We start from the raw sequence: 19,254 nt of genomic DNA, 5'->3' as shown, positions 1-19,254 counted from the left end.
CCGGCACGAACGGTTCAGACCTCGCGCACATTTTCCTGGATGGCTGCGATCACCTCTTGCGGGTGGGTGTATCCAAGCGCGTGCCCGGCGCCCGGGACCACGAACTTATAGGCATCGCGGTTCCATTCCGTCAGTTTGCCCAGGCTGGTCAGGGGGATCACATCGTCATCCTCGCCCCAGATCGTCACAACGGCCACATACATCCGCGCCAATTCGCGGTGTTCTTCCTCGAGGTATTCGCCCAGCATATGCCGTTCCGAGGACAGCACACTGCGCAGGTATCCCCGCGTGCGGGTTTCAACGGCCATGCGGGCGGGCATGTCGGGGATCACGCTGGGCATGTCTGCCCCCGCCCGGGCACCCTGGCGCAAATGCGCGCCTCCCAAAAGCCCCCACAGCCAGTCGCCCAGCCGCCCCATGATCCGCGCCTGTTTCAACAACGGCGCGGGGGTGTAATCCATCCCCGCCGGGGCCAGCAGTATCAACCGGTCCACAAGGTCCGGTTCTTCGGCGGCGTAGCAGGTCGCAATGGCCCCGCCCATCGAATAGCCAAACAGCGAAATCTCACCGTCCAGCTTCAACTCTGCCAGCAGATCACGCAGCTGGCGCAGGAAAAAATCGCGGTCCTGTGCGCCCCGGGGGCGGTCGCTCAGACCGCGGCCATACAGGTCATAGGTCAGCACCCGGAACCCCATCATGGTCAGCCCGCGCAACAGGCCCGCGAACACCCAGCTGGGGCTGGTCAGCCCGTGCACCATGACCATCACCGGGCCGGTCACTGGCCCGTGCCATTCATAATGCGTGACACCCTGGCTGAGCGTGGCGAAATGGCCCGGTGCATCCTTGCGCGCGGCCTTGTCCACCTTACGGCGGCGCAGCTCCATCGCCCAAGGCAGGGCGATCAGACCGGCCAGAAGGGCAAGAACGACATAGCCCATCACGCGGCACTCCAGATCTCGGGAAACCAATCCTCGCGCAGGCGTTCGCCGTCTTGCATCCCGTGACCAGGGAACGGGGGCGAGGTGCGACCGGGGCGTTCCACATACCGCGCGTCATCGCCCATCCAACGCAGGCTCAGCGCACGCCGCCGCCGGTCGCTGAAATTCCCCCGCGCGCCGTGCACGGTGCGAAAGTCGAACAGCACCACGTCACCGGGCTGCATCGGCCATTCCAACACCTGCATGTCGCCGGGGTTGGCATCGGGGTCGGGCACCGGGATCCAGTCCTGTTTCCCGTCATAGAAATCGCTGTCATCAGCCCAGCTGACCGGGCGCACCATGCGGTCCCATTTGTGGCTGCCGGCGATAAACCGCAGGCTGGCCTCTTCCACCGGGTCCAGTGGCATCCAGAAACTGACCGTTTGCGCGCCTTCGACAAAGTAGTACGGCCCGTCCTGGTGCCATGGCGTAGGCTTCGGCGTGCCGGGTTCCTTGACCAGAACATGGTCGTGGAAAAATTGCGCCGAGGCCGACCGCATCGCCCGCGCGGCGATCTCGGCCGCCGGGCTTTCGCGCACCACCCGTTCGTATTCCGGGATGCGCGTCCAGTTGACGTAATCGTCGAAAAACCGCCCCTTGCTCACCGCGTTTTCGCTGGCGTATTCGCCGGGGTTTTCCATGTTGCGGGCCACGCCTTCGCGCATGACCTTGACCCAATCAGCCATTGCGCGGGGGATCATCACGGCGCCGTCGCGCTGAAAGTCTTCGATTTGCTGTTCGGTGATCATCGGTTCCTCCAGGCGTTCAGGATGTAGCGGCTGGTCATCAGGTCCAAATGGGCCCCGCCGCCGTTCTTGTAGAGCGTAATATCACCTTCGTCGCGGCGAAAGGCGCCATCCGCCACATCGTAGAGATCGCCCTGCACATCGTCGCGGGTGATGACGCCACGCGCCAGCGGGTCCTTGAATTCGCCGATATGGTCCAGCACCGTTTCGCGACTGTCCACGAACAGGTTCGCGCGGCGCAGCACCGCGTCATCAGCTTCGCGCATGTCCGGACGATAGGCGCCGATCAGGTCGATATGCTGCCCGGGCTGCAACCATTCGCCGCGCAGGATTGGCGTGCTGCTCATCGTGGCCGAGGTGACGATGTCTGCGGTCCCCACGGCGGTTTCCAGATCGGTCGCGACCAAGGTGTCTGGATATTCCGCAGCCATCGCCTCGGCCCCGGCCGGGGTCCGGTTCCAGACCATGAACCGCGCACCCGGGAAGGTCGCGCCATAAGCCTCGCGCAGGTTGCGCCCGACGGTGCCCGCGCCAATGATTAGAATGCAGCGGCTGTTGGGACGGGCCAAAAGCTTGGCCCCCAGCACGGAATCGCCGGCCGTCTTCCACTTCGTGACAAGGTGAAAGTCAACAATCGCCTCAAGCGACCCGTCCAGATCGTCATAAAGATTAACAGCGCCGTGGATCATCGGCTCACCCCGGGACGGGTTGCCCGGCATGATGTTCGCGGTTTTCACCGCGATGCCCAACCCGTCAATCCAGGCCGAGCGTGTCAGCATCGTGTCAGCACCGCGATACAGGAAAGTATCGCCAATTTCGGCCCTTGGGCGGGTGTGCCCATCCAGAATGGCCGCGCCCAGATCGGACCAGTCCAGCAGGCGATCTGCCTCAAACGGGATCATTTCGATTGTCATAGGTCGCCCTCCTGCAAAAGTCCGGCCGCGATCAGGTGGGCGACCCACCCTTCGGGCGACGTGAAAACGTGGCCTTGCCAGCCACGCGCCTCGGCGGCTGCGATGTTCTCGGCTCGGTCATCGACGAACAAAAGGTGTTCGGGCGCAATGCCGCAATCTTGTTCTACCATTTCGTAGATCCGCGGATTTGGTTTTGTCACGCCCATATGGCCCGAAATATAGCGTCGGTCGAATTCGGCCAAAAAATGATCGCGACTTTCCGACAAGGAAAATGAGCCGCGTCCAAAATTCGAGAGCGCGAAAACCGGCACGCCCTGGGCTTTCAGGGCACGAAAGCTGCGTAAAGAAAGGTCGATCACCGGTGTCGCCAAGTCCAGCCACCTGTCGTGCCACCATCGAATTTCTTTCGCAAACTCAGGGTATTGTGCCGCTGTATCATAGATAACCTGGCGAAAGTCACCACCTGCATCCACCTGTTCGTTCATGCCGTGAAGGTCCACCGTGGAGAACATCGCACGGCGTCGCTCTTCCCCGATCCAGCGGTCGTATTTCTGTTCGGGCTGCCAGGTAATCAGCACGTTTCCGATGTCGAAGATGACCGCCTTGGGGCGAAGCAGGTGCGTATCCATGTGCGAACCCTAGCGCGGTGCGCGGGGCGTGAAAACGTCAAAAATCTACTCGGCCGCGCTGGCGCCGCGTCCGTGGTATTCGACCAGGGCCGCCATGTCTTCGGGCGCGGTCTGGGCGTGCAGGCAGGCACAGGCATTGGCCGCGTGGGCAAAGATCGACCCGTCCGAGAAGAACGATGAGCTGGTGACGAAGATCACCCGCGCTTCGGGGTGGCGATAGGCGGCATAGTCGGCAACGGCGAGGGCGCTGCCGCGTTCCAGATCAAGGTTTAGGATGATGACATCCGCACCGTTCTGCGCCAGATGTCCGATCGCGTCCTCTTCGCAGCGTTCGACACTGACCTCAGCCCCCTGGCGCAGAATGTGCGCCGCCCAGACCTTACCCAGGTCGGGATTGTTTTCCACAATAAGCACTCGCATGACACTTCTCCGTTACACCGAACGTCGCATAAAAGACCCTGAAATCCTAATAAAATGCTACCAAATGGTTAAAGTCGGTCAATTTCAGCTTAACGTGTTTGCGGGGCTGTAGGGATTGCATAACCACGCCGATTCCGGTTCAAACACGCAACCAGATCGGAGAGGTTCATGCCCCAGATGTCCGCCCACGTTTCCGTCTCCCGCGATCATGGGGGAGGCCTTGATGCCGCCATCGCGCAATACGGCGGCGTGCGATCCGACTGGCTGGACCTGTCGACCGGGATCAATCCGCATGCCTATCCGGTGGGGGATGTGCCGGCCGGGGCCTGGCAGCAGCTGCCAGACCGATCCGCCTTTGACCGTTTGGAAAAAGCTGCACGGGCGTTCTGGAGCGTGCCCGACGATGCGGCGGTTCTGGCGGCACCCGGTGCTTCGTCGATCATCGCGCGGATCCCGACCCTGGCGGCACCCGGTGTCGTGGACATTCCCGCGCCGACCTACAACGAACACGCCGCCGCCTTTCAGCAGACCGGCTGGCAGGTCGGCACTGGCGGCACCGCCCGCGTTCTGGTGCATCCGAACAACCCAGACGGAAGGCTGTGGCACGACCCGGGGTTTAATCGCCCGCTCACGGTGATCGACGAAAGCTTTTGCGACGTCGTTCTGGGGGTCAGTCATATCGCGCAGGCACCTCGTCCGGGGGTGGTGATTCTCAAATCCTTCGGCAAGTTCTGGGGGCTGGCGGGGCTGCGGCTGGGCTTTGCCATCGGGGAACCTAAGCTGATCGCCCGTCTGCGGGACAGCCTTGGTCCTTGGCAGGTGTCGGGGCCGGCGCTGACCATCGGTGCGACTGCGCTCGAAGACATGCGATGGGCCAACCGGATGCGACAGCAGTTGGCGGTGGATGCTGCCCGGCTGGACGCGATGGTGATGCACAAGGGGGCCGATCTGAAGGGCGGCACGGCGCTGTTTCGCTTGTACGAGGTCGACGATGCCGCGAAATGGCAGAAACGTCTGGCCAAACGCAAGGTCTGGAGCCGGACCTTTCCCTACTCGAAAACTTGGCTGCGTCTGGGCCTGCCGCCATCGGATCGTTGGGCGCAGCTGGAGCGAGCTGTGTGAGCCACGCGGTGATCCTTCTTGGTGCCCTGCTGTTGGATGCGGCCTTGGGAGAGCCCGCCTGGCTCTGGTCGCGGCTGCCACATCCAGCTGTGCTGATGGGCCGAGCGATCGGCGCGCTTGAGCAGCGCCTGAATCACGGCGAACGGCGTTTGCTGGCGGGCGCACTCGGGTTGGGCGCTCTGGTGGTCGTGGCCTGGTTGCTGGGGCTTGCCCTGACATCGCTCGGGCCGCTGGTGGAGCTTGTTATCGCGGCGATCCTGATGGCGCAAAAATCGCTCGTGCAACACGTGGGCGCGGTCGCGGATGCCTTGCGGATTTCCATCGGGGACGGGCGGCACATGGTGGCGCGGATTGTCGGACGGGACACGGCGCAGATGGACGCGCCCGCCGTTGCGCGCGCCGCAATCGAAAGTGCGGCGGAAAACCTGTCGGATGGCGTCATCGCGCCGGCCTTCTGGTTTCTCATCTTTGGTCTGCCGGGGCTTCTGGTCTACAAGCTGGTCAACACCGCCGACAGCATGATCGGGCATCGCAATCCGCGGTATGAGCAGTTCGGCAAAGCCGCCGCGCGCCTTGATGATGTGCTGAACTGGGTGCCCGCCCGGCTAACGGCAGTCCTGATCGTGCTTGGTTATGGTCGCTGGGATGCCTGGCGCCATATCCGCCGCGACGCGCCCTTGCACCGTAGCCCCAATGCGGGCTGGCCCGAGGCGGCGATGGCCGCGGTGCTGAATGTCGCCCTGTCCGGTCCGCGCGCTTATGATGGTGAGAGGCGCGACTTTCCCTGGGTTCACCCCGAAGGCCGCCGCGCCCTGACACCCGATGACGTCGATCGGGCCTGTGCGGTGCTGTGGCGCGCCTGGCTGGTCATGGTCGTGATTGTGGCATTGCTTGCAACTGTGTAACCTGCTCGGAACAAGGTTCTCAGGGGGTTATCATGCGTTTCAGTCTTACAATCGCGGCACTCATGTTGGCGGCCAGCACCGCGTCGGCGCAGGTCAGCGTCAAATGCGGCGGCGGTTTTTCGAATTTCGTCGCGGGCATGAAGCAGGCGGCGGTGCGCAAGGGACATTCCCAGGCCAACGTGAATGCGTTCTTTGCCTCGGTCCGGCAGGATGGTGCGACGCTCAAGGCGGACCGCTCGCAGGGCATTTTCAACAAGACCTTTGTGGATTTCTCACGCCAGTTGATCAGCCAAAACCGCATGAACAACGGTCGCGCCAAGCTCAAACAGCTGGACAGCGTGTTTGATGTGATGGAAAGCCGCTATGGTGTGTCACGTGGGGTGTTGACGGCGTTCTGGGCGTTTGAAACCGACTTCGGCGCAGTGCAGGGAAACTTCAACACGCTGAATTCGCTGGTCACGCTCAGCCACGATTGCCGTCGTCCGGAACTGTTCCAACCGCAGGTGTTTGCTGCGCTGGAGCTGTTTGAACGCGGAGAGTTCAATCCGGCCACCTCAAAAGGCGCATGGGCCGGTGAAATTGGCATGGTTCAGATGCTGCCCGGTGACATCATCGAAGCTGGTGTGGACGGCAATGGAGACGGCAAAGTTGACCTGCGTCGCACGCCCGCTGATGCGCTTCTGTCCGGGGCCAACATGCTTCGCGGGTTGGGATGGCGCGCGAACGAGCCGTGGTTGCAAGAAGTCATCGTGCCTTCCAATCTGGACTGGTCCAAGACCGGGCTGCGGCACACGATGACGGCCAGCCAATGGGCGAAACTTGGCGTGCAGCCGCGTTCGGGCCGTTTGCAGGGGCCGAACCTCAAGGCCTCGATCCTTTTGCCCCAGGGGCGCAAGGGGCCGGCGTTCCTCGCCTACCCGAACTACTCGGTCTATTTCGAGTGGAACAAAAGCTTCGTTTATGTGACCACCGCCGCCTATTTCGCCACCAGGCTGGAGGGCGCGCCGGTATATAACGCAGGCAATCCCGACAAGGGGCTGTCGGGCAACCAAATGAAGGCGCTGCAAAAGAAGCTGGCGGCACGTGGACATGACGTGGGCAAGATCGACGGCATCCTTGGGGCCAAGACCCGTGCAGCGGTTCAACGCGAACAGCAGCGGCTGGGTCTGCCGGCGGACGCCTGGCCCACCGCGCAGCTTCTCAATGCGCTCTGAGCGCCTTTAGCGCCGGTCATGGACGGTGAAGTTGCTCAACTGGCCGCGCTGGTCATTTCCGCCAACAACCGGATTGCGCATTCGGACGACCCGATGCCGTGGTTCGCGGGACAGCGCGCCTTCGATCGCTGCGGGTCGATCGCGTTTCACACGTCGCACAAGCGCCGGTACGGCAAAGACCGGCGCGTGCCGGTGGCCGAGACCCCCGGCGATTGGCTGGACCGACTGACCGAGTCCGGGGTGGAGCGCGTGGTGATGTCGTGCATTCGGCAAGATCAAGATGACGATGAGGACATGATCCCCGACCGCCTCAGCGCCGGGTTTGCCGGCGGTGGCAGCCTGTGGAGCATGACCAGCGAAACCCCCGATGGTGGCGTGATCCGCTGGACGCCGGGGTGGCGCGCGGCGTACCCCCGCGATCCTGACGGGCGGATATGGGCGGTGGAATACCTGGCCAATCCGTCGCCGGCGACCCCACCAGGCGTTGACCTTGAAGAGGTCAGAAACACTCTGCGCGCGGCCCTCTCGGACATGAACGAATTTGCACAGGCGCAGCATTTCGACCAAGTCGCGGCCATTTTCGGCTCAGCGCTTTGCCTGCTGGATGGCGCGCCCGATCCGCGCCCAGTCCCTCGGCCGCCCGGCCCAGCGGATACGCTGCCCCCACCCGCGCGCCGTCTACTTTTTGCAGCGCAACGCGGTTGGACGTTCGACAACATGTCGCTGTGGCGCGATCAGGATTTCTCGCAGGACGTCTGGGTCCGCTATGCAGCCCTGTCTGAACAGCTCTACACCGCCGTCACAACCGCGATGGTCGCGGCGGTGAACGCGTCGGTCCCGGTGTGACTTACTGCCAGCCGATGTGGTCTTCGAAATCCTCGACCATGCTGATCCATTGCCCGAACACTTCACTGAAATCCGCCGTGCTGAGACCTTCGGCACCGGTCAGGATGTCATAGGTCAGGTTCGTGTCGCCGTTGTCGGTCAAATAAGCATCGCCGAACCGGTATTCGGCGTTCCAGGCGTTCACAGAGTCTAGTGTAACTTTCCCGCCGACACGGTGGCCGGTCTTGAACTGGACGGAATCGCATCGGGCGCCATCTGTGCAGCCGTAGAAGAACAACGAATAGGCTTCGCCTTCATAGCGATAGTCGATCATCGGATCATTGTAGCTGTCCGTGCCCAACTGCGCTGGAATGCCCTGCTCGAAGAAGAAGTCCATGATGCTTTGCGGGTTCGAGGCCAGAACCTGCCCCGCCTGCGCGGTGGCACCGACACTCAGCGCAAAAATAACACTTGTGATTGCGGAAACCGTTTTCATATCCCTCTCCCTTGATGGTTCTGGGAACAAGCCTAGGCCCGACATGTGTGCCCCGCAATAATCCAGATCAAATTGTAAGGCGACCAGTCGTCACGGTGGTCAGTCAAGGTAATCCGCGAATTGCTCAAGATATCTGGCCCAAGTTTTGAACACATCATCAAAATCCGCGTTGTCCAGCCCCATCCGTCCGGTCAGCACATCAAACTCCAGGCGGGAATTACCCTCATCCGTCAGATAGGCGCGCACGAAGAAGTTTTCGGCGTTCCAGGTGTTGATCGCCTCCAACGGTGTGGGCGCTGAGGTGGAGTAGGTGATTGCGAACTGGATGCTCTGACAATCCGTGTTGTCCGAGCACCCATAGAAGAACACGTCAAACTCTTCGCCATCGTGGCGCAAGGTGATCATCGGATCACCGACGTCATCACTTCCCAGCCGCGCGGGAATGCCTTCGTTGAAAAAATAGGACATCAACGTGTTGGGATCCGAAGCTGCCACATTGTCGGCCATCGCGCTGGTGGCGAGTGTTCCGACAAGCGCGGTCCCGATGATCATCCGTTTGAAGAACATGGCTTTTCTCCTGTCTGCCTTCCCTCCGCCCAGCCTATGCCGCGCGGCGCGTTCGTGCAACATCAGGCGACCATAGCTTCGGCATTCTTCAGATCGACGCTAACCAATTGACTGACGCCCTGTTCGGCCATCGTCACGCCGAACAGACGGTCCATGCGCGCCATCGTCACCGCGTGGTGGGTGATGATCAGGAACCGCGTGTCGGTGCGGCGGGTCATTTCGTCCAGCAGGTCGCAGAATCGCGTGACGTTCGCGTCGTCCAGCGGCGCATCGACCTCGTCCAGCACACAGATCGGCGCGGGATTTGCCAGGAACACGGCAAAGATCAGCGCCAGCGCGGTCAGGGTCTGTTCCCCGCCCGACAACAGCGACAGGGTCGACAGTTTTTTGCCCGGCGGTTGGCACATGATCTCCAGCCCGGCCTCCAGCGGGTCATCACTTTCGACCAGAACCAGTTTGGCTTCACCGCCGCCAAACAGGTGGCTGAACAGCACGCCGAAGCTGGAGTTCACCTGCTCGAACGCGGTCAAAAGGCGTTCGCGGCCTTCCTTGTTCAGGCTCGAGATGCCGTGGCGCAGTTTCTTGATCGCCTCTTCAAGGTCGGTCATCTCATGTACCAGGTTGTCGTGCTCTTCCTGCACTTCCTTGGCGTCTTCCTCGGCGCGCAGGTTCACGGCACCTAGTGCGTCGCGCTGACGTTTCAGGCGGTTCACATCATGCTCGATCTGATCCGACGACGGCATCTTGTCCGGGTCCGCCTCAAGGCTTTCCAAAAGCGCATCGGGAGTCGTTTCCTGGTCTTCCTCGATCCGCTCGGCGGCATAGGCGACAGTTTCGCGGGCGGCCTCGGCGCGGGCTTCGGCGCGGGCGCGGGCCTCTCGGGCCTCACCAGCCAGCCGCTCGCCTTCACGCTCGGTCTGCACTGCGTCGCGCAGCCCGGTTTCAGCCTCGGCCAAGGCATCTCCCGCTTTCGACCGGCGCCCCTCGGCCTCGCCGATCGCGTCCAGCAGCTCTTCGCGCTTGGCGGCCAGTTCGGCCGGGGCGGCAGTGGCGTCTTTCAGTTCGCCCGCGGACCCTTCCTTGCGCTCTTCCAGCTCGGCAATCCGCTTGCCAGCTGTCTCAAGTCGGTGACGCCAGCCGCTGACTTCCTTTGTAATTTCCTGCCCGCGTTTCACCCGTGCTTCGCCTTCGCGGCGCAATTCGTCATGGCCCGAGCGCTTGGCCATCATCGTCATACGTGCGGCCTCGACAGTCATCTTGACGTCTTCGACTTCGGCCCGTGCCGCGTCCAGATCACCCAGATCGGCCACGGCTTTCTCGGCCTCGCCCATGCGATGACGCGCGCCCATCGCCTCTTCTTCGTGACGTGTCACGGCCAAACCAAGGCTTTCCAGCTTGCCACCGGCGATGTTGCGATCCGCCTCTGCGCGGCTGAGCGCGCGGTTTGCCTCGGTCACAGCACGGTCGGCGTCGCGGCGGGCTTCGCGCGCGGCCTTGTCGGCCTCGGTGGTCTGGACCAGCGTGTCTTTCAACGTGCCGTGCGCCGCGCGGGCACCATCCGCGCGCGCGCTGGCTTCTTCCAAGTCCTGCTTCAGTTCCTGCAAGCGGTTCAGCTGTTCCAGCCGCAGCGCTGCCGTGGAGGGCGCGTCCTCGGCGCCCGCGCGGAACCCGTCCCAGCGCCAGAGATCACCCTCGGACGACACCAGCCGCTGCCCCGGTTTCAACTGCGCCTGAAGCGCAGGGGCGTCTTCGGGTTCGACAAGCCCCACCTGACTCATCCGCCGGGCCAGAACCTCGGGGACTGTCACGTAATTCGTCAGCGCCGCGACCCCGTCGGGCAGCGATTGTGCTTGGGAATAGCCGGGCAAGGTGGCCCAGCCAGACGGCGTATCCCCGTCGATGGCGGGGGCCCGCAGATCATCGGCCAACGCTGCGCCCAGCGCTTTTTCATAGCCTGGCTTCACCCGCAAAAGGTCGAGAACCTGCCCACCTTCTGAAGCGTCACGCTCGACCAGCCGCGCCAGCGCCTGCACCTCGGCATGAAGTGCGTTCACTTCGCCTTCGGCTGAAGACCGGGCGGCGCGCGCGTCAGCCTCGCGCGATTGCGCGTCCGAGCGCGCTTCGTCGGCCGCAACCAGCGCCGCTTCCGCCTGTTCCGAGGCTGTCGCGGCAACCAACTGCGCCGCTTGCGCGGCTTCGAACTCGGCCCCGGCTCTGGCCAACGCGCCTTTGGATTCTTCCACCGCTGCACGTGCGCGGGTGGCTTCACCTTCGCTTTTGTCCAGCGTCTTTTTGTTGTCTTCCAACAGCCGGTGCGCCGATTGGTGGCGGGCGGCCAAGCGGGCCACGTCTTCGGTGAGCTGGCTCAGAGACCCTTCGCGGTCTTGCAAAACGCGGGCGGAATCGCGGGCGGCTTCGGCGGCGTCTTCCAGCCGCGCCTCGTGCCCCTCGCCGGCCTTCGCGAGTTGATCCTGTTCCCATTCCAGCCGTTCGATCGTTTCGCCAGCGTCCTTGTTCAGCCCGGCCTCGCGATCAATATCCAGGGTCAGCTGTTCGATCCGCCCCTTGAGCAAATCGATCCGCTCCAGCGCTTGCGTTTCCTGGTCGGCCAGGGTGTCGCGCTGGACTTGAAGCCGTTGCAGAACAGCGGCGGCAATCGCCTCTTCCTCGCGCAAGGGGGGCAGGCGGTCCTCGGCCTCTTGCCGCTGCTTGGCGGCGATGCGCGACGCACCCTCGGCGGCGGCGGCCTGTTTGACACGTTCGGACAACTGCAGGTCTGCTGCGGCGCGGGCCTCATCGGCCTCTCTCCAGCGCCGATAAAGCAACAGCCCCTCGGCTTTGCGCAGGTCATCCCCGATGGTGCGATAGCGCGCGGCCTGACGTGCCTGACGCGCCAGTTGCGACAACTGGCTGGCAAGCTGCTCGATCACGTCCTCGACCCGTGCCAGGTTGGTCTCGGTGCCCTTCAGCTTCAACTCGGCCTCGTGGCGGCGTTGATACAGGCCCGAAATCCCGGCCGCTTCCTCAAGAATGCGGCGGCGGGCTTTGGGTTTGGCGTTGATCAGTTCCGAAATCTGCCCCTGCCGCACAAGGGCGGGGGAATGCGCGCCGGTGGAGGCGTCGGCGAACAGCATCTGCACATCACGCGCCCGCACGTCCTTGGTGTTGACCTTATACGCGCTGCCCGCATCCCGTGTGATGCGGCGCACAATATCCAGCGCGTCCGATTCGTTGAACCCTGACGGCGCCAGCCGCTCGCTGTTGTCCAAGGAGAGCGACACTTCAGCGAAATTGCGGGCCGGGCGGGTCGAGGCGCCGGCGAAGATCACGTCTTCCATGCCGCCACCGCGCATCGCTGTGGGGCGGTTTTCGCCCATCACCCAGCGCAGCGCCTCCAGCAAGTTCGATTTGCCACATCCGTTCGGCCCGACAACGCCGGTCAGCCCGTCCGCGATCACCAGATCGGTCGGGTCAACAAAGCTTTTGAAGCCGTTCAGACGAAGTTTAGAGAACCGCAACCCGGTTGCCTCGTGGATGATTCCTATGAAGTCCCGATTGTTTGGCTCGAAGCCCCGTGAGTCAACGGGTATGCCCCTCATCTGGGGAAAACTGCCGACTTATCCACAAGATATTGCGCTTGCCGGGCCGCGTCCAATGGATCAACATCCTCGAAAACCTGCAAAGAAACACCATGAGGCCCCGAATGTCCGTTTCCATCGAACCCGGCGATCCACGCGACCCGCAGGCCACCGCGCTGCTGCGTCAGAGTCATGCGTTGATGGAGAGCCTGTTCCCCCCCGAGGACAATCATTTCCTGGACATCGAAGAGCTGTGCGTGCCGCAGATCACCTTTTTCGTCGCCAGGCATGACGAGACGGTTCTGGGCACCGCCGCCCTGGCCAACAAGGGATCGTATGGTGAAGTGAAGTCGATGTTCGTCTCGCCCGATGCGCGGGGGCTGGGGCTTGGAATGAAGCTTTTGGACCGGCTTGAAGCCCATGCCAGCGTCCTGGGCCTGAGCGCTCTGAAGTTGGAAACCGGATCACTACTTCACGAGGCGCACCGACTGTATGCTCGTGGCGGCTTCGCCCAATGCGGGCCGTTTGGCGACTATGAGGCCAATTCGTCGTCGCTTTTCATGGAAAAAACACTCTGACGCTCAGGTCGGCACGCAATTGATGCCCACGACCTCGCTCAGCCCGGTTTCGGGGTTGTAGCTGTCAACCACGTCACAGGAAAATCCGGGCGACGCCGTGTCCGGTTTGCCGGTGCAATTCAGGCTGGCGCGCTGGATCGCGTGGTCGCCGGTCATCGTGCCGTCGCGCACCTTGCACTGGGTCGCTTGCTCGATCGCGATCTTCGACCGCCCCATGATGACCCCCAGTTTCGGCAGCAATTCGCGCGAGGTGCGATAGACTTCGACCCGATTTTCGCGCCGGTGCACGCTGAAGGTGCTGCCTTCGACCTCAACCTCGATCTTTTCAGAGCCCATGAAGGCCACGCCGGGGCTGTCACAGCCTGCGAGGGCGGTCAGGGTGGTCACGAGAACCGGGATGAACAGGCGCATGGAGGTCCTTTCGACTGACCTCCCACAGGGTCGCAAAGCTTGGTTAACGAAAGGTTACCGGCCCCCGTTTTTAAAGACACATTTCAGATGCAACAACTTGCCGCAGGGTAGAGCGGCGCGACTCGGGTTAAAACATTCATGAAATTGAATACGAAATGGAGTAATCCCATGCAAACCTCGCGCCCAGCGGACAAATACTCGCCGCTTTATTTCCTGGCCTCGGTCGGGGCCGGTGGCCTGAATGTCACCTTCTTCATGTACCTGATGTTCTGGGTGAAACACCCGGGCAAGCCCGTGCCGGTGTTCGAAGACATCATGGCCGCCTGGAACACTGGGTCAGCCGCGATGCAGGTTGGGATCGCCGTTGCGGTCATCGGCATCGCAATCATGGCGTTTCTGAACCTGAAATACCTGTTCTGGAACCTCTCGGCCTTCTCGAAGTTCCGTAAGACCGAAGCCTATCAGACGCTGAAGAATTCGAACGGGGAAACCACGATCCTGGCCATGCCGCTTGCGCTGGCGATGGCGATCAATGGGCTGTTCATCGTTGGTCTCGTCTTCGTGCCCGGCCTGTGGGCGGTCGTCGAATACCTGTTCCCGCTGGCGATGGTCGCCTTCTTCCTGGTCGGTGTTCAGGCGCTGATGTACATCGGCGATTTCCTGGGTCGTGTGCTGACGAAAGGTGGCGTCTTTGACGTGACCGCGCACAATTCCTTTGCCCAGCTTCTGCCGGCCTTCGCCCTGTCGATGGTCGCCGTGGGCTTTGCCGCCCCGGCCGCGATGAGCGGCAACACGGTCGTCGTCGGTACCTCGCTGGCGCTGTCCACCTTCTTCGGCGTCGCCGCCATGGTCTATGCCGCCGTTGCCCTGGTGACCGCGTTCAACTCGATGCTGCACTATGGCACCTCGGAAGAGGCCGCGCCGACCCTGATGATCCTGATCCCGATCACCACGGTGCTGGGCATCATGTTCCTGCGCCAGTTCCACGGGATGCACACCACGTTCGAAGTCCACGCGGCCCCTGGTGAGACGATGGTCTTCCTTGCGCGTCTGCTGTCGTTCCAGTTCGTGTTCCTGGGTCTTGGCCTGACCGTTCTGGCCCGTCAGGGGTATTGGAAAGATTACGTGTTCGGCAACGGCACCTCGCCCGGTTCCTATGCCCTGATCTGCCCCGGTGTTGCGATCTCGGTGATGATGCATTTCTTCATCAACAAGGGTCTGGTCGCCTCGGGCGTGGTCGACAAATACTCGCTGGCGTTCTGGGTTCTGAGCGGCATCGCCATCGTGTTCCAGTTTGCCATGGTCGCAATGGTGCTTCGCCTGAACCGCCAGCACTTCTCCAAGTCGGCGACCGCCGCGGTTCCGGCTGAATAATCTCCACCTGTCCCGGAGACAGAGATGGGCGGCCTTCGGGTCGCCCGTCTTGCATTCAGACCCCTCGCGCGGCAAAGAGGGGGAATGAAAAACCTGACCCTCCTTGGCCTGCCCGGCGCCTTGCGCGCGGGGTCCTCCAACCGCTTCCTTGTCCGCAACGCAGCCCGCCTGATGGGCGACGGCGTGACTTATGTCGAGGCAGACCTGGCCTTGCCGCTGTATGACGGCGATCTTGAGGACGGCACGGGCATTCCCGCCCCCGTCCAAACCCTGGCCGACCAGATTGCGGCGGCGGACGCGGTCGTGATTTCGACGCCGGAATACAACAAGAATCTGTCGGGCGTTCTTAAGAACGCGTTGGATTGGGTCAGCCGGACCGAGGGCAATCCCTGGGCCGGTAAACCCGTTGCGTTGATGTCCGCGGCCGGGGGCCGTTCGGGCGGAGAGCGGGCGCTGAATTCACTGGTGTTGGCGATGATGCCGTTCCGCGCCACCCTTGTGCCCGGACCCGATATCTGTGTGGCCGATTCCAACAACCAGTTCGATGCGGATGGGTTGTTGATCAATACCCGTGTCGAGAAATCCCTGACCACGCGCATGCAGACCTTGCGCGCGGCAACGGGCGGTTAAAGCGCGTTTGACAGCTCGATCAGATTGCCATCGGGGTCACGCAGATACAGCGACAGGATCGGGCCTGTGGCGCCGGTGCGTTCAACCGGCCCCGCCTCGACCGCAACCCCATGCGCGGCCAGCTGCGCCTGCCAATCGGCAATTGGCGTTTCGGTCAGGAAACACAGATCTGCACTGCCCACCGTTGCGCGGTTGGCTTTAGGCTGGAACTCACCGCCTTTGGGATGCAGGTTGATCTTCTGGGCGCCAAACGTCAAAGCGGTGCGGGTGGTGCCATCGGCGGGCTGAAACCGCTTAGCTGTCATGCCAAGCACCATCGTATAGAATGCCACACTGGCGCCGATATCCGCGACTGTCAGCACCAGATGATCCAGAGATGTCACGCGCATGGGTTTTCCTTTTCGGCCTGTGCGGCCTAGTCTCCCTTATGACCGATGACAGCGCCCGAATTCAAACCCGAACCGACGTGATGGATCCGGCGCGGGTTCAGGCGTTGTGGGCCACGCTGGACCTGCCAGGGCAGGCGCCGATACAGACGCTGCCTCCGTTCTTCCACCAGGTCTTTTTCTGGGACGCGCAGTCCCCTGGCGCGCTGGGGCGTGACGGCCACCCGCGTGTCGGAGGTCTGATCCCGGACATGGGCCTGCCCCGTCGCATGTGGGCGGGCGGGCGCCTGCAGTTTCATGCCCCCCTGGACGCTGGAAAACCAGCCGAGAAAATGACCCGCGTGCAGAAGGCCGAGCGCAAACAGGGGCGCACCGGTCCGCTGGGCTTTGTCACGCTGCGCCACGACATCCACCAAGATGGTCGCCTAGCCGTCACCGAGTTTCAGGACCTTGTCTACCGGGAAGACCCCGCCCCGAATGCCCCGTCGCCGATTGCGCCGCAGTCCCCCGACCGGGCGCAGAGCGAAGAGCCGGTGTCGTTCACGTCGACACAGCTGTTTCGCTATTCTGCGCTGACCTTCAACGGGCACCGCATCCACTATGACTTGGATTACTGTCGCGATGTTGAAGGCTATAACGGGCTGGTGGTGCACGGGCCGTTGTTGGCGCAGCTGTTGATGCTGAAAGCCACACGGGAGCTTGGGCCGCTGAGTGGGTTTAGCTTCCGCGCCACGGCGCCGCTTGTGCACAGCGAAGCGGCCAGCCTGTGCCGCGATGGCAGGTCCCTGTGGGTGCGCGGACCTGATGGGCGCTTGTGCATGAAGGCCAAGGCAACCCTCTAGAGGTTCGCTGCGACCCCGAAATGCTCGGGGATGCCGTCACGGCCTTCCAGAACCAGATTGGCCATCAGCTCGGCCACTTTTGGCGCCATGCCGAACCCGATCTTGAAGCCACCGTTGGCGATGAAATGCCCGGGTCGTTCAGGATATGCGCCCAGCATCGGCGCGCGGGTTCGGGCCCGGGGCCGAACCCCGGCCCAGCGCTCGATCACAGGGGCATCGCGCAAGGCTGGCACGGCGGTGCGGGCTTTGTCCAACACCTCGTCCAACTGCGCGTCACAGCTGTGTGGGTCGTCGAACTCGCGCTCGGAGGTCGAGCCGATGGCCACGGTGCCATCGCCATGCGGGATCACGTGCACACCGCCTGCGAACAACTGCGGCAGGTCGCGCGCGTCGTAGTGCAAAAGCGCCGATTGCCCCTTTACGCCAACACCGACCAATTTGCCGAATTCCTCGGACAGTGCGACCAAGCCTTGTGCGCCAGTGGCCCAAATCACCTGGCCCTGGTCGGGCGCGTCGGTCACGATTTCGCCGCCCGACGCGGTGATGGCGGCAGCCAGACTGGCCGCCGCACGGCGCGGCGCCATGCGGGCGGTCAGGGTGTCGTGGATCAGGTACCCGGTCGGTGTCAGCGGCGCCCAATCCGGAAAATCGCTGGCCGAAATGATCTGCCAAGCGGCCTTGCCCTGCCACAGGGTCACGGCGTTCTCACCCCGTTGGCGTGCCAATTCCAGGCCGTGATCATCGGCGATCGGCTGCAGGCGACCCGAGCGGGCGTAGCCGGGGTCCAGACCCGACACCGTTTCGACCTCGGCCCAGAAGCTTTCGGCGCGGATCAGGCTGTCGAACTGGATCGCTTTCTTGTCGTTCCAGTTTTCGGGCACATGCGGCGCCAGCGCGCCGACCAGCCCGCCTGAGGATCCGGCCCCTGGTCCGCCGGGGTCAACCACGCGCACCTTCGCGCCCCGTTGAAGGCAGGCCCAGGCGATCGACAGGCCGAAAATGCCAGCGCCGCGCACGGTGATATCGGTGATTGCCAAAGCCGGGTTCCTTCCCCATTGTCGCCGGGTTCACGATCATCCATAGGCGAAAGAATGGGGCAGGACCAGACGGCACAGATTGCGTGGAAGGACGGGGGCATTCCGGTGTCCACCCGCTTTGACGACCCATATTTCAGCCTGGAAAACGGGTTGGAGGAAACGCGCCATGTTTTCCAGTCCGGCAACGACCTGCCTGCCCGTTTGGTGCCAGGGTTCCACGTCGCCGAGCTGGGCTTTGGGACCGGGCTGAACATGTTGGCGCTGGCGCAAGTGGCGCAGGTGCCCGTGCGCTTCACCTCGTTCGAAGCCTTTCCGATGGCAACGCCAGATATCGTCGCGGCACTCGCGGCCTTTCCGGACGCGCAGGCAATCGCCGCGCCGTTTCTGCAGGCATGGGCGCAAGGTGCGCGTCGCTTTGCCGTAGGCAATCTGTCGGTCGAGGTCATCACCGGCGACGCCCGCGAAACGCTGCCCAATTGGGCCGGGCGGGCGGATGCCTGGTTTTTGGACGGGTTTTCTCCGGCCAAGAACCCCGAGCTTTGGGGCGCCGATCTGATGGCCGAGGTGGGTCGCCACACGACCCCCGGTGGCACCTTCGCCACCTATACTGCGGCCGGGTTCGTGCGTCGGGGGCTTGAGGCGGCCAGGTTCACCGTGACCCGGGTGCCGGGCTTTGGCCGCAAACGCCACATGAGCGTCGGGCGGAAAGACTTATGAGCACGCAGAACACACGGCTTGGCATCTTCCTGATGATCGCCACGACCTTCGTCTTCGCCATGCAGGACGGAATTTCGCGCCACCTGGCGGGGGAATACAACGTGCTGATGGTGGTGATGATCCGTTACTGGTTCTTCGCGGCCTTCGTCATTGCCATCACGGGCCGACAGACCGGTGGGCTACGCCGCGCGATTGCGACGCCGCAACCGGTGTTGCAGATCTTTCGTGGCGCGCTTCTGGCCGCCGAGATCTGCGTGACGATCCTGGCGTTTACTCTGCTGGGTCTTGTCGAAAGCCACGCGGTGTTTGCCTGCTACCCGCTGATTGTCGCGGCTCTGTCTGGGCCGGTTCTGGGCGAACGGGTCGGCTGGCGCCGTTGGGTGGCGATCGGAGTGGGTCTGATCGGTGTGCTGATCATCCTGAGCCCTGGGTTTGGCGTGTTTTCACCAGCGGCAATCATACCGCTGATCGGTGCGCTGATGTTCGCGCTTTATGGCCTGCTGACCCGTTATGCCGCGCGCAAGGATCGCACCGCGACCAGCTTTTTCTGGACCGGTGTCACGGGCGCGGTGGTGATGACCGCCGTGGGGGCATTTGCATGGGAGCCGATGATCGCGCGCGACTGGGCCTGGATGGCGTTGTTGTGCGTCACCGGCGTGCTGGGGCACTGGCTTTTGATCAAGTGCTATGAGGTGGCCGAGGCCAGCGAGGTGCAGCCGTTCGCCTACCTGCAACTGGTCTTTGCCGCCGCGCTGGGTATCGCGGTGTTTGGCGAACAGATCGAAGCCAACGTGGTCCTTGGCGCGGTCATCGTCGTGGTCGCCGGGGTGTTCACGCTGTTGCGCGCGCGGGCCACGTCGTGACGCATTGTCTGCGGGTCCGCCTT

General features: G+C 63.0%; 21 protein-coding genes. 10 read left to right on the top strand and 11 right to left on the bottom strand.

The window, feature by feature from the left end:
* Positions 1-14 precede the first annotated feature (14 nt).
* Genes MN188_RS10250 through MN188_RS10230 form a run of 5 tightly spaced genes read right to left on the bottom strand, consistent with a single transcriptional unit; the run spans position 15 to position 3,686 of the window.
* A complete protein-coding gene (locus MN188_RS10250; protein ID WP_242108869.1) occupies positions 15-938 on the bottom strand; it encodes an alpha/beta fold hydrolase in 924 nt (307 codons plus the stop codon).
* Positions 938-1,726 (bottom strand): phytanoyl-CoA dioxygenase family protein, encoded by a 789-nt coding sequence (locus MN188_RS10245; RefSeq protein WP_420838974.1) that lies wholly within the window; start codon positions 1,724-1,726, stop codon positions 938-940. The genes MN188_RS10250 and MN188_RS10245 overlap by 1 nt, the downstream gene beginning before the upstream one ends.
* The gene (locus MN188_RS10240) at positions 1,723-2,637 is read right to left on the bottom strand and encodes an ornithine cyclodeaminase family protein (RefSeq protein ID WP_242108867.1); all 915 of its coding nucleotides are present in this window, start codon (positions 2,635-2,637) and stop codon (positions 1,723-1,725) included. Before MN188_RS10240 ends, MN188_RS10245 begins: the two co-directional genes overlap by 4 nt.
* Complete coding sequence (locus tag MN188_RS10235) at positions 2,634-3,266, bottom strand: HAD family hydrolase (RefSeq protein WP_242108866.1); 633 nt, start codon at positions 3,264-3,266, stop codon at positions 2,634-2,636. Before MN188_RS10235 ends, MN188_RS10240 begins: the two co-directional genes overlap by 4 nt.
* Positions 3,267-3,311: 45 nt before the next feature.
* Entirely contained in the window at positions 3,312-3,686 is a 375-nt protein-coding gene (locus MN188_RS10230) for a response regulator (RefSeq protein WP_242108864.1), read from the bottom strand.
* 168 nt (positions 3,687-3,854) lie between these two features.
* Between MN188_RS10230 and MN188_RS10225 the strand changes: the two genes are divergently transcribed.
* From MN188_RS10225 to MN188_RS10210, 4 genes are read left to right on the top strand one after another with little or no spacing between them, the layout of a single operon-like run.
* Positions 3,855-4,808, top strand: coding sequence for a threonine-phosphate decarboxylase (locus MN188_RS10225; protein WP_242108862.1), 954 nt, complete (start codon positions 3,855-3,857; stop codon positions 4,806-4,808).
* Positions 4,805-5,713 carry an adenosylcobinamide-phosphate synthase CbiB gene (cbiB, locus tag MN188_RS10220; protein ID WP_242108859.1) on the top strand — a complete coding sequence of 303 codons (909 nt, stop codon included), beginning with the start codon at positions 4,805-4,807 and terminating at the stop codon, positions 5,711-5,713. The genes MN188_RS10225 and cbiB overlap by 4 nt, the downstream gene beginning before the upstream one ends.
* Before the next feature lie 32 nt (positions 5,714-5,745).
* Positions 5,746-6,927 carry a lytic murein transglycosylase gene (locus MN188_RS10215; RefSeq protein WP_242108857.1) on the top strand — a complete coding sequence of 394 codons (1,182 nt, stop codon included), beginning with the start codon at positions 5,746-5,748 and terminating at the stop codon, positions 6,925-6,927.
* 18 nt (positions 6,928-6,945) lie between these two features.
* Entirely contained in the window at positions 6,946-7,773 is an 828-nt protein-coding gene (locus tag MN188_RS10210; protein ID WP_242108855.1) for a hypothetical protein, read from the top strand.
* 1 nt (position 7,774) lies between these two features.
* On the opposite strand, the gene MN188_RS10205 is transcribed toward MN188_RS10210, so the two are convergent.
* From MN188_RS10205 to smc, 3 genes are all read right to left on the bottom strand, one after another.
* Entirely contained in the window at positions 7,775-8,248 is a 474-nt protein-coding gene (locus MN188_RS10205) for a YbjN domain-containing protein (RefSeq protein WP_242108853.1), read from the bottom strand.
* Between the two features lie 99 nt (positions 8,249-8,347).
* Positions 8,348-8,815: a YbjN domain-containing protein gene (locus tag MN188_RS10200; RefSeq protein ID WP_242108851.1), complete on the bottom strand. Its 468-nt coding sequence runs from the start codon at positions 8,813-8,815 to the stop codon at positions 8,348-8,350.
* A gap of 62 nt (positions 8,816-8,877) precedes the next feature.
* A complete protein-coding gene (gene smc, locus MN188_RS10195; RefSeq protein WP_242108849.1) occupies positions 8,878-12,333 on the bottom strand; it encodes a chromosome segregation protein SMC in 3,456 nt (1,151 codons plus the stop codon).
* 185 nt (positions 12,334-12,518) lie between these two features.
* Here smc and MN188_RS10190 point away from each other — a divergent pair, with 185 nt between their 5' ends.
* Positions 12,519-12,971, top strand: coding sequence for a GNAT family N-acetyltransferase (locus MN188_RS10190; RefSeq protein WP_242108847.1), 453 nt, complete (start codon positions 12,519-12,521; stop codon positions 12,969-12,971).
* 3 nt (positions 12,972-12,974) lie between these two features.
* On the opposite strand, the gene MN188_RS10185 is transcribed toward MN188_RS10190, so the two are convergent.
* A complete protein-coding gene (locus MN188_RS10185) occupies positions 12,975-13,382 on the bottom strand; it encodes a hypothetical protein (RefSeq protein ID WP_242108844.1) in 408 nt (135 codons plus the stop codon).
* A 168-nt stretch (positions 13,383-13,550) separates the two neighbouring features.
* On the opposite strand from MN188_RS10185, the gene MN188_RS10180 reads away from it, so the two are divergent.
* The gene (locus MN188_RS10180; protein ID WP_242108843.1) at positions 13,551-14,756 is read left to right on the top strand and encodes a TsoY family (seleno)protein; all 1,206 of its coding nucleotides are present in this window, start codon (positions 13,551-13,553) and stop codon (positions 14,754-14,756) included.
* A gap of 84 nt (positions 14,757-14,840) precedes the next feature.
* Complete coding sequence (locus MN188_RS10175) at positions 14,841-15,386, top strand: NADPH-dependent FMN reductase (RefSeq protein ID WP_242108840.1); 546 nt, start codon at positions 14,841-14,843, stop codon at positions 15,384-15,386.
* Here the strand turns inward: MN188_RS10175 and MN188_RS10170 are convergent.
* A complete protein-coding gene (locus MN188_RS10170) occupies positions 15,383-15,775 on the bottom strand; it encodes a VOC family protein (RefSeq protein WP_242108839.1) in 393 nt (130 codons plus the stop codon). The two genes, MN188_RS10175 and MN188_RS10170, sit on opposite strands and share 4 nt — an antisense overlap.
* A gap of 38 nt (positions 15,776-15,813) precedes the next feature.
* Between MN188_RS10170 and MN188_RS10165 the strand changes: the two genes are divergently transcribed.
* Positions 15,814-16,614 (top strand): HTD2 family dehydratase, encoded by an 801-nt coding sequence (locus MN188_RS10165; RefSeq protein ID WP_242108837.1) that lies wholly within the window; start codon positions 15,814-15,816, stop codon positions 16,612-16,614.
* Here the strand turns inward: MN188_RS10165 and MN188_RS10160 are convergent.
* A complete protein-coding gene (locus tag MN188_RS10160; protein ID WP_242108835.1) occupies positions 16,611-17,651 on the bottom strand; it encodes an NAD(P)/FAD-dependent oxidoreductase in 1,041 nt (346 codons plus the stop codon). The genes MN188_RS10165 and MN188_RS10160 overlap by 4 nt on opposite strands.
* 54 nt (positions 17,652-17,705) lie before the next feature.
* Between MN188_RS10160 and mnmC2 the strand changes: the two genes are divergently transcribed.
* Positions 17,706-18,368 carry a tRNA (5-methylaminomethyl-2-thiouridine)(34)-methyltransferase MnmC2 gene (gene mnmC2 / locus MN188_RS10155; protein WP_242108833.1) on the top strand — a complete coding sequence of 221 codons (663 nt, stop codon included), beginning with the start codon at positions 17,706-17,708 and terminating at the stop codon, positions 18,366-18,368.
* On the top strand, positions 18,365-19,231 hold the full coding sequence (locus MN188_RS10150; RefSeq protein ID WP_242108831.1) for a DMT family transporter: 867 nt from the start codon (positions 18,365-18,367) through the stop codon (positions 19,229-19,231). The genes mnmC2 and MN188_RS10150 overlap by 4 nt, the downstream gene beginning before the upstream one ends.
* Positions 19,232-19,254 lie beyond the last annotated feature (23 nt).

The organism is Aliiroseovarius subalbicans (assembly GCF_022678625.1).
In the GTDB taxonomy this organism is placed as follows: Bacteria; Pseudomonadota; Alphaproteobacteria; order Rhodobacterales; family Rhodobacteraceae; genus Aliiroseovarius_A; species Aliiroseovarius_A subalbicans.
This window is presented reverse-complemented; position numbering and strand designations above follow the sequence as displayed.

Excerpts from the sequence above, each read along its gene's own strand:
- MN188_RS10250 (WP_242108869.1), bottom strand. The coding sequence starts at position 938 with ATGGGCTATGTCGTTCTTGCCCTTCTGGCCGGTCTGATCGCCCTGCCT.
- MN188_RS10190 (WP_242108847.1), top strand. The coding sequence starts at position 12,519 with ATGTCCGTTTCCATCGAACCCGGCGATCCACGCGACCCGCAGGCCACC.
- MN188_RS10165 (WP_242108837.1), top strand. The coding sequence starts at position 15,814 with ATGACCGATGACAGCGCCCGAATTCAAACCCGAACCGACGTGATGGAT.
- MN188_RS10170 (WP_242108839.1), bottom strand. The coding sequence starts at position 15,775 with ATGCGCGTGACATCTCTGGATCATCTGGTGCTGACAGTCGCGGATATC.
- MN188_RS10225 (WP_242108862.1), top strand. The coding sequence starts at position 3,855 with ATGCCCCAGATGTCCGCCCACGTTTCCGTCTCCCGCGATCATGGGGGA.
- MN188_RS10180 (WP_242108843.1), top strand. The coding sequence starts at position 13,551 with ATGCAAACCTCGCGCCCAGCGGACAAATACTCGCCGCTTTATTTCCTG.
- MN188_RS10185 (WP_242108844.1), bottom strand. The coding sequence starts at position 13,382 with ATGCGCCTGTTCATCCCGGTTCTCGTGACCACCCTGACCGCCCTCGCA.
- MN188_RS10200 (WP_242108851.1), bottom strand. The coding sequence starts at position 8,815 with ATGTTCTTCAAACGGATGATCATCGGGACCGCGCTTGTCGGAACACTC.
- MN188_RS10215 (WP_242108857.1), top strand. The coding sequence starts at position 5,746 with ATGCGTTTCAGTCTTACAATCGCGGCACTCATGTTGGCGGCCAGCACC.
- MN188_RS10210 (WP_242108855.1), top strand. The coding sequence starts at position 6,946 with ATGGACGGTGAAGTTGCTCAACTGGCCGCGCTGGTCATTTCCGCCAAC.
- MN188_RS10245 (WP_420838974.1), bottom strand. The coding sequence starts at position 1,726 with ATGATCACCGAACAGCAAATCGAAGACTTTCAGCGCGACGGCGCCGTG.
- MN188_RS10205 (WP_242108853.1), bottom strand. The coding sequence starts at position 8,248 with ATGAAAACGGTTTCCGCAATCACAAGTGTTATTTTTGCGCTGAGTGTC.
- mnmC2 (WP_242108833.1), top strand. The coding sequence starts at position 17,706 with ATGGGGCAGGACCAGACGGCACAGATTGCGTGGAAGGACGGGGGCATT.
- MN188_RS10230 (WP_242108864.1), bottom strand. The coding sequence starts at position 3,686 with ATGCGAGTGCTTATTGTGGAAAACAATCCCGACCTGGGTAAGGTCTGG.
- MN188_RS10240 (WP_242108867.1), bottom strand. The coding sequence starts at position 2,637 with ATGACAATCGAAATGATCCCGTTTGAGGCAGATCGCCTGCTGGACTGG.
- MN188_RS10235 (WP_242108866.1), bottom strand. The coding sequence starts at position 3,266 with ATGGATACGCACCTGCTTCGCCCCAAGGCGGTCATCTTCGACATCGGA.
- MN188_RS10150 (WP_242108831.1), top strand. The coding sequence starts at position 18,365 with ATGAGCACGCAGAACACACGGCTTGGCATCTTCCTGATGATCGCCACG.
- MN188_RS10175 (WP_242108840.1), top strand. The coding sequence starts at position 14,841 with ATGAAAAACCTGACCCTCCTTGGCCTGCCCGGCGCCTTGCGCGCGGGG.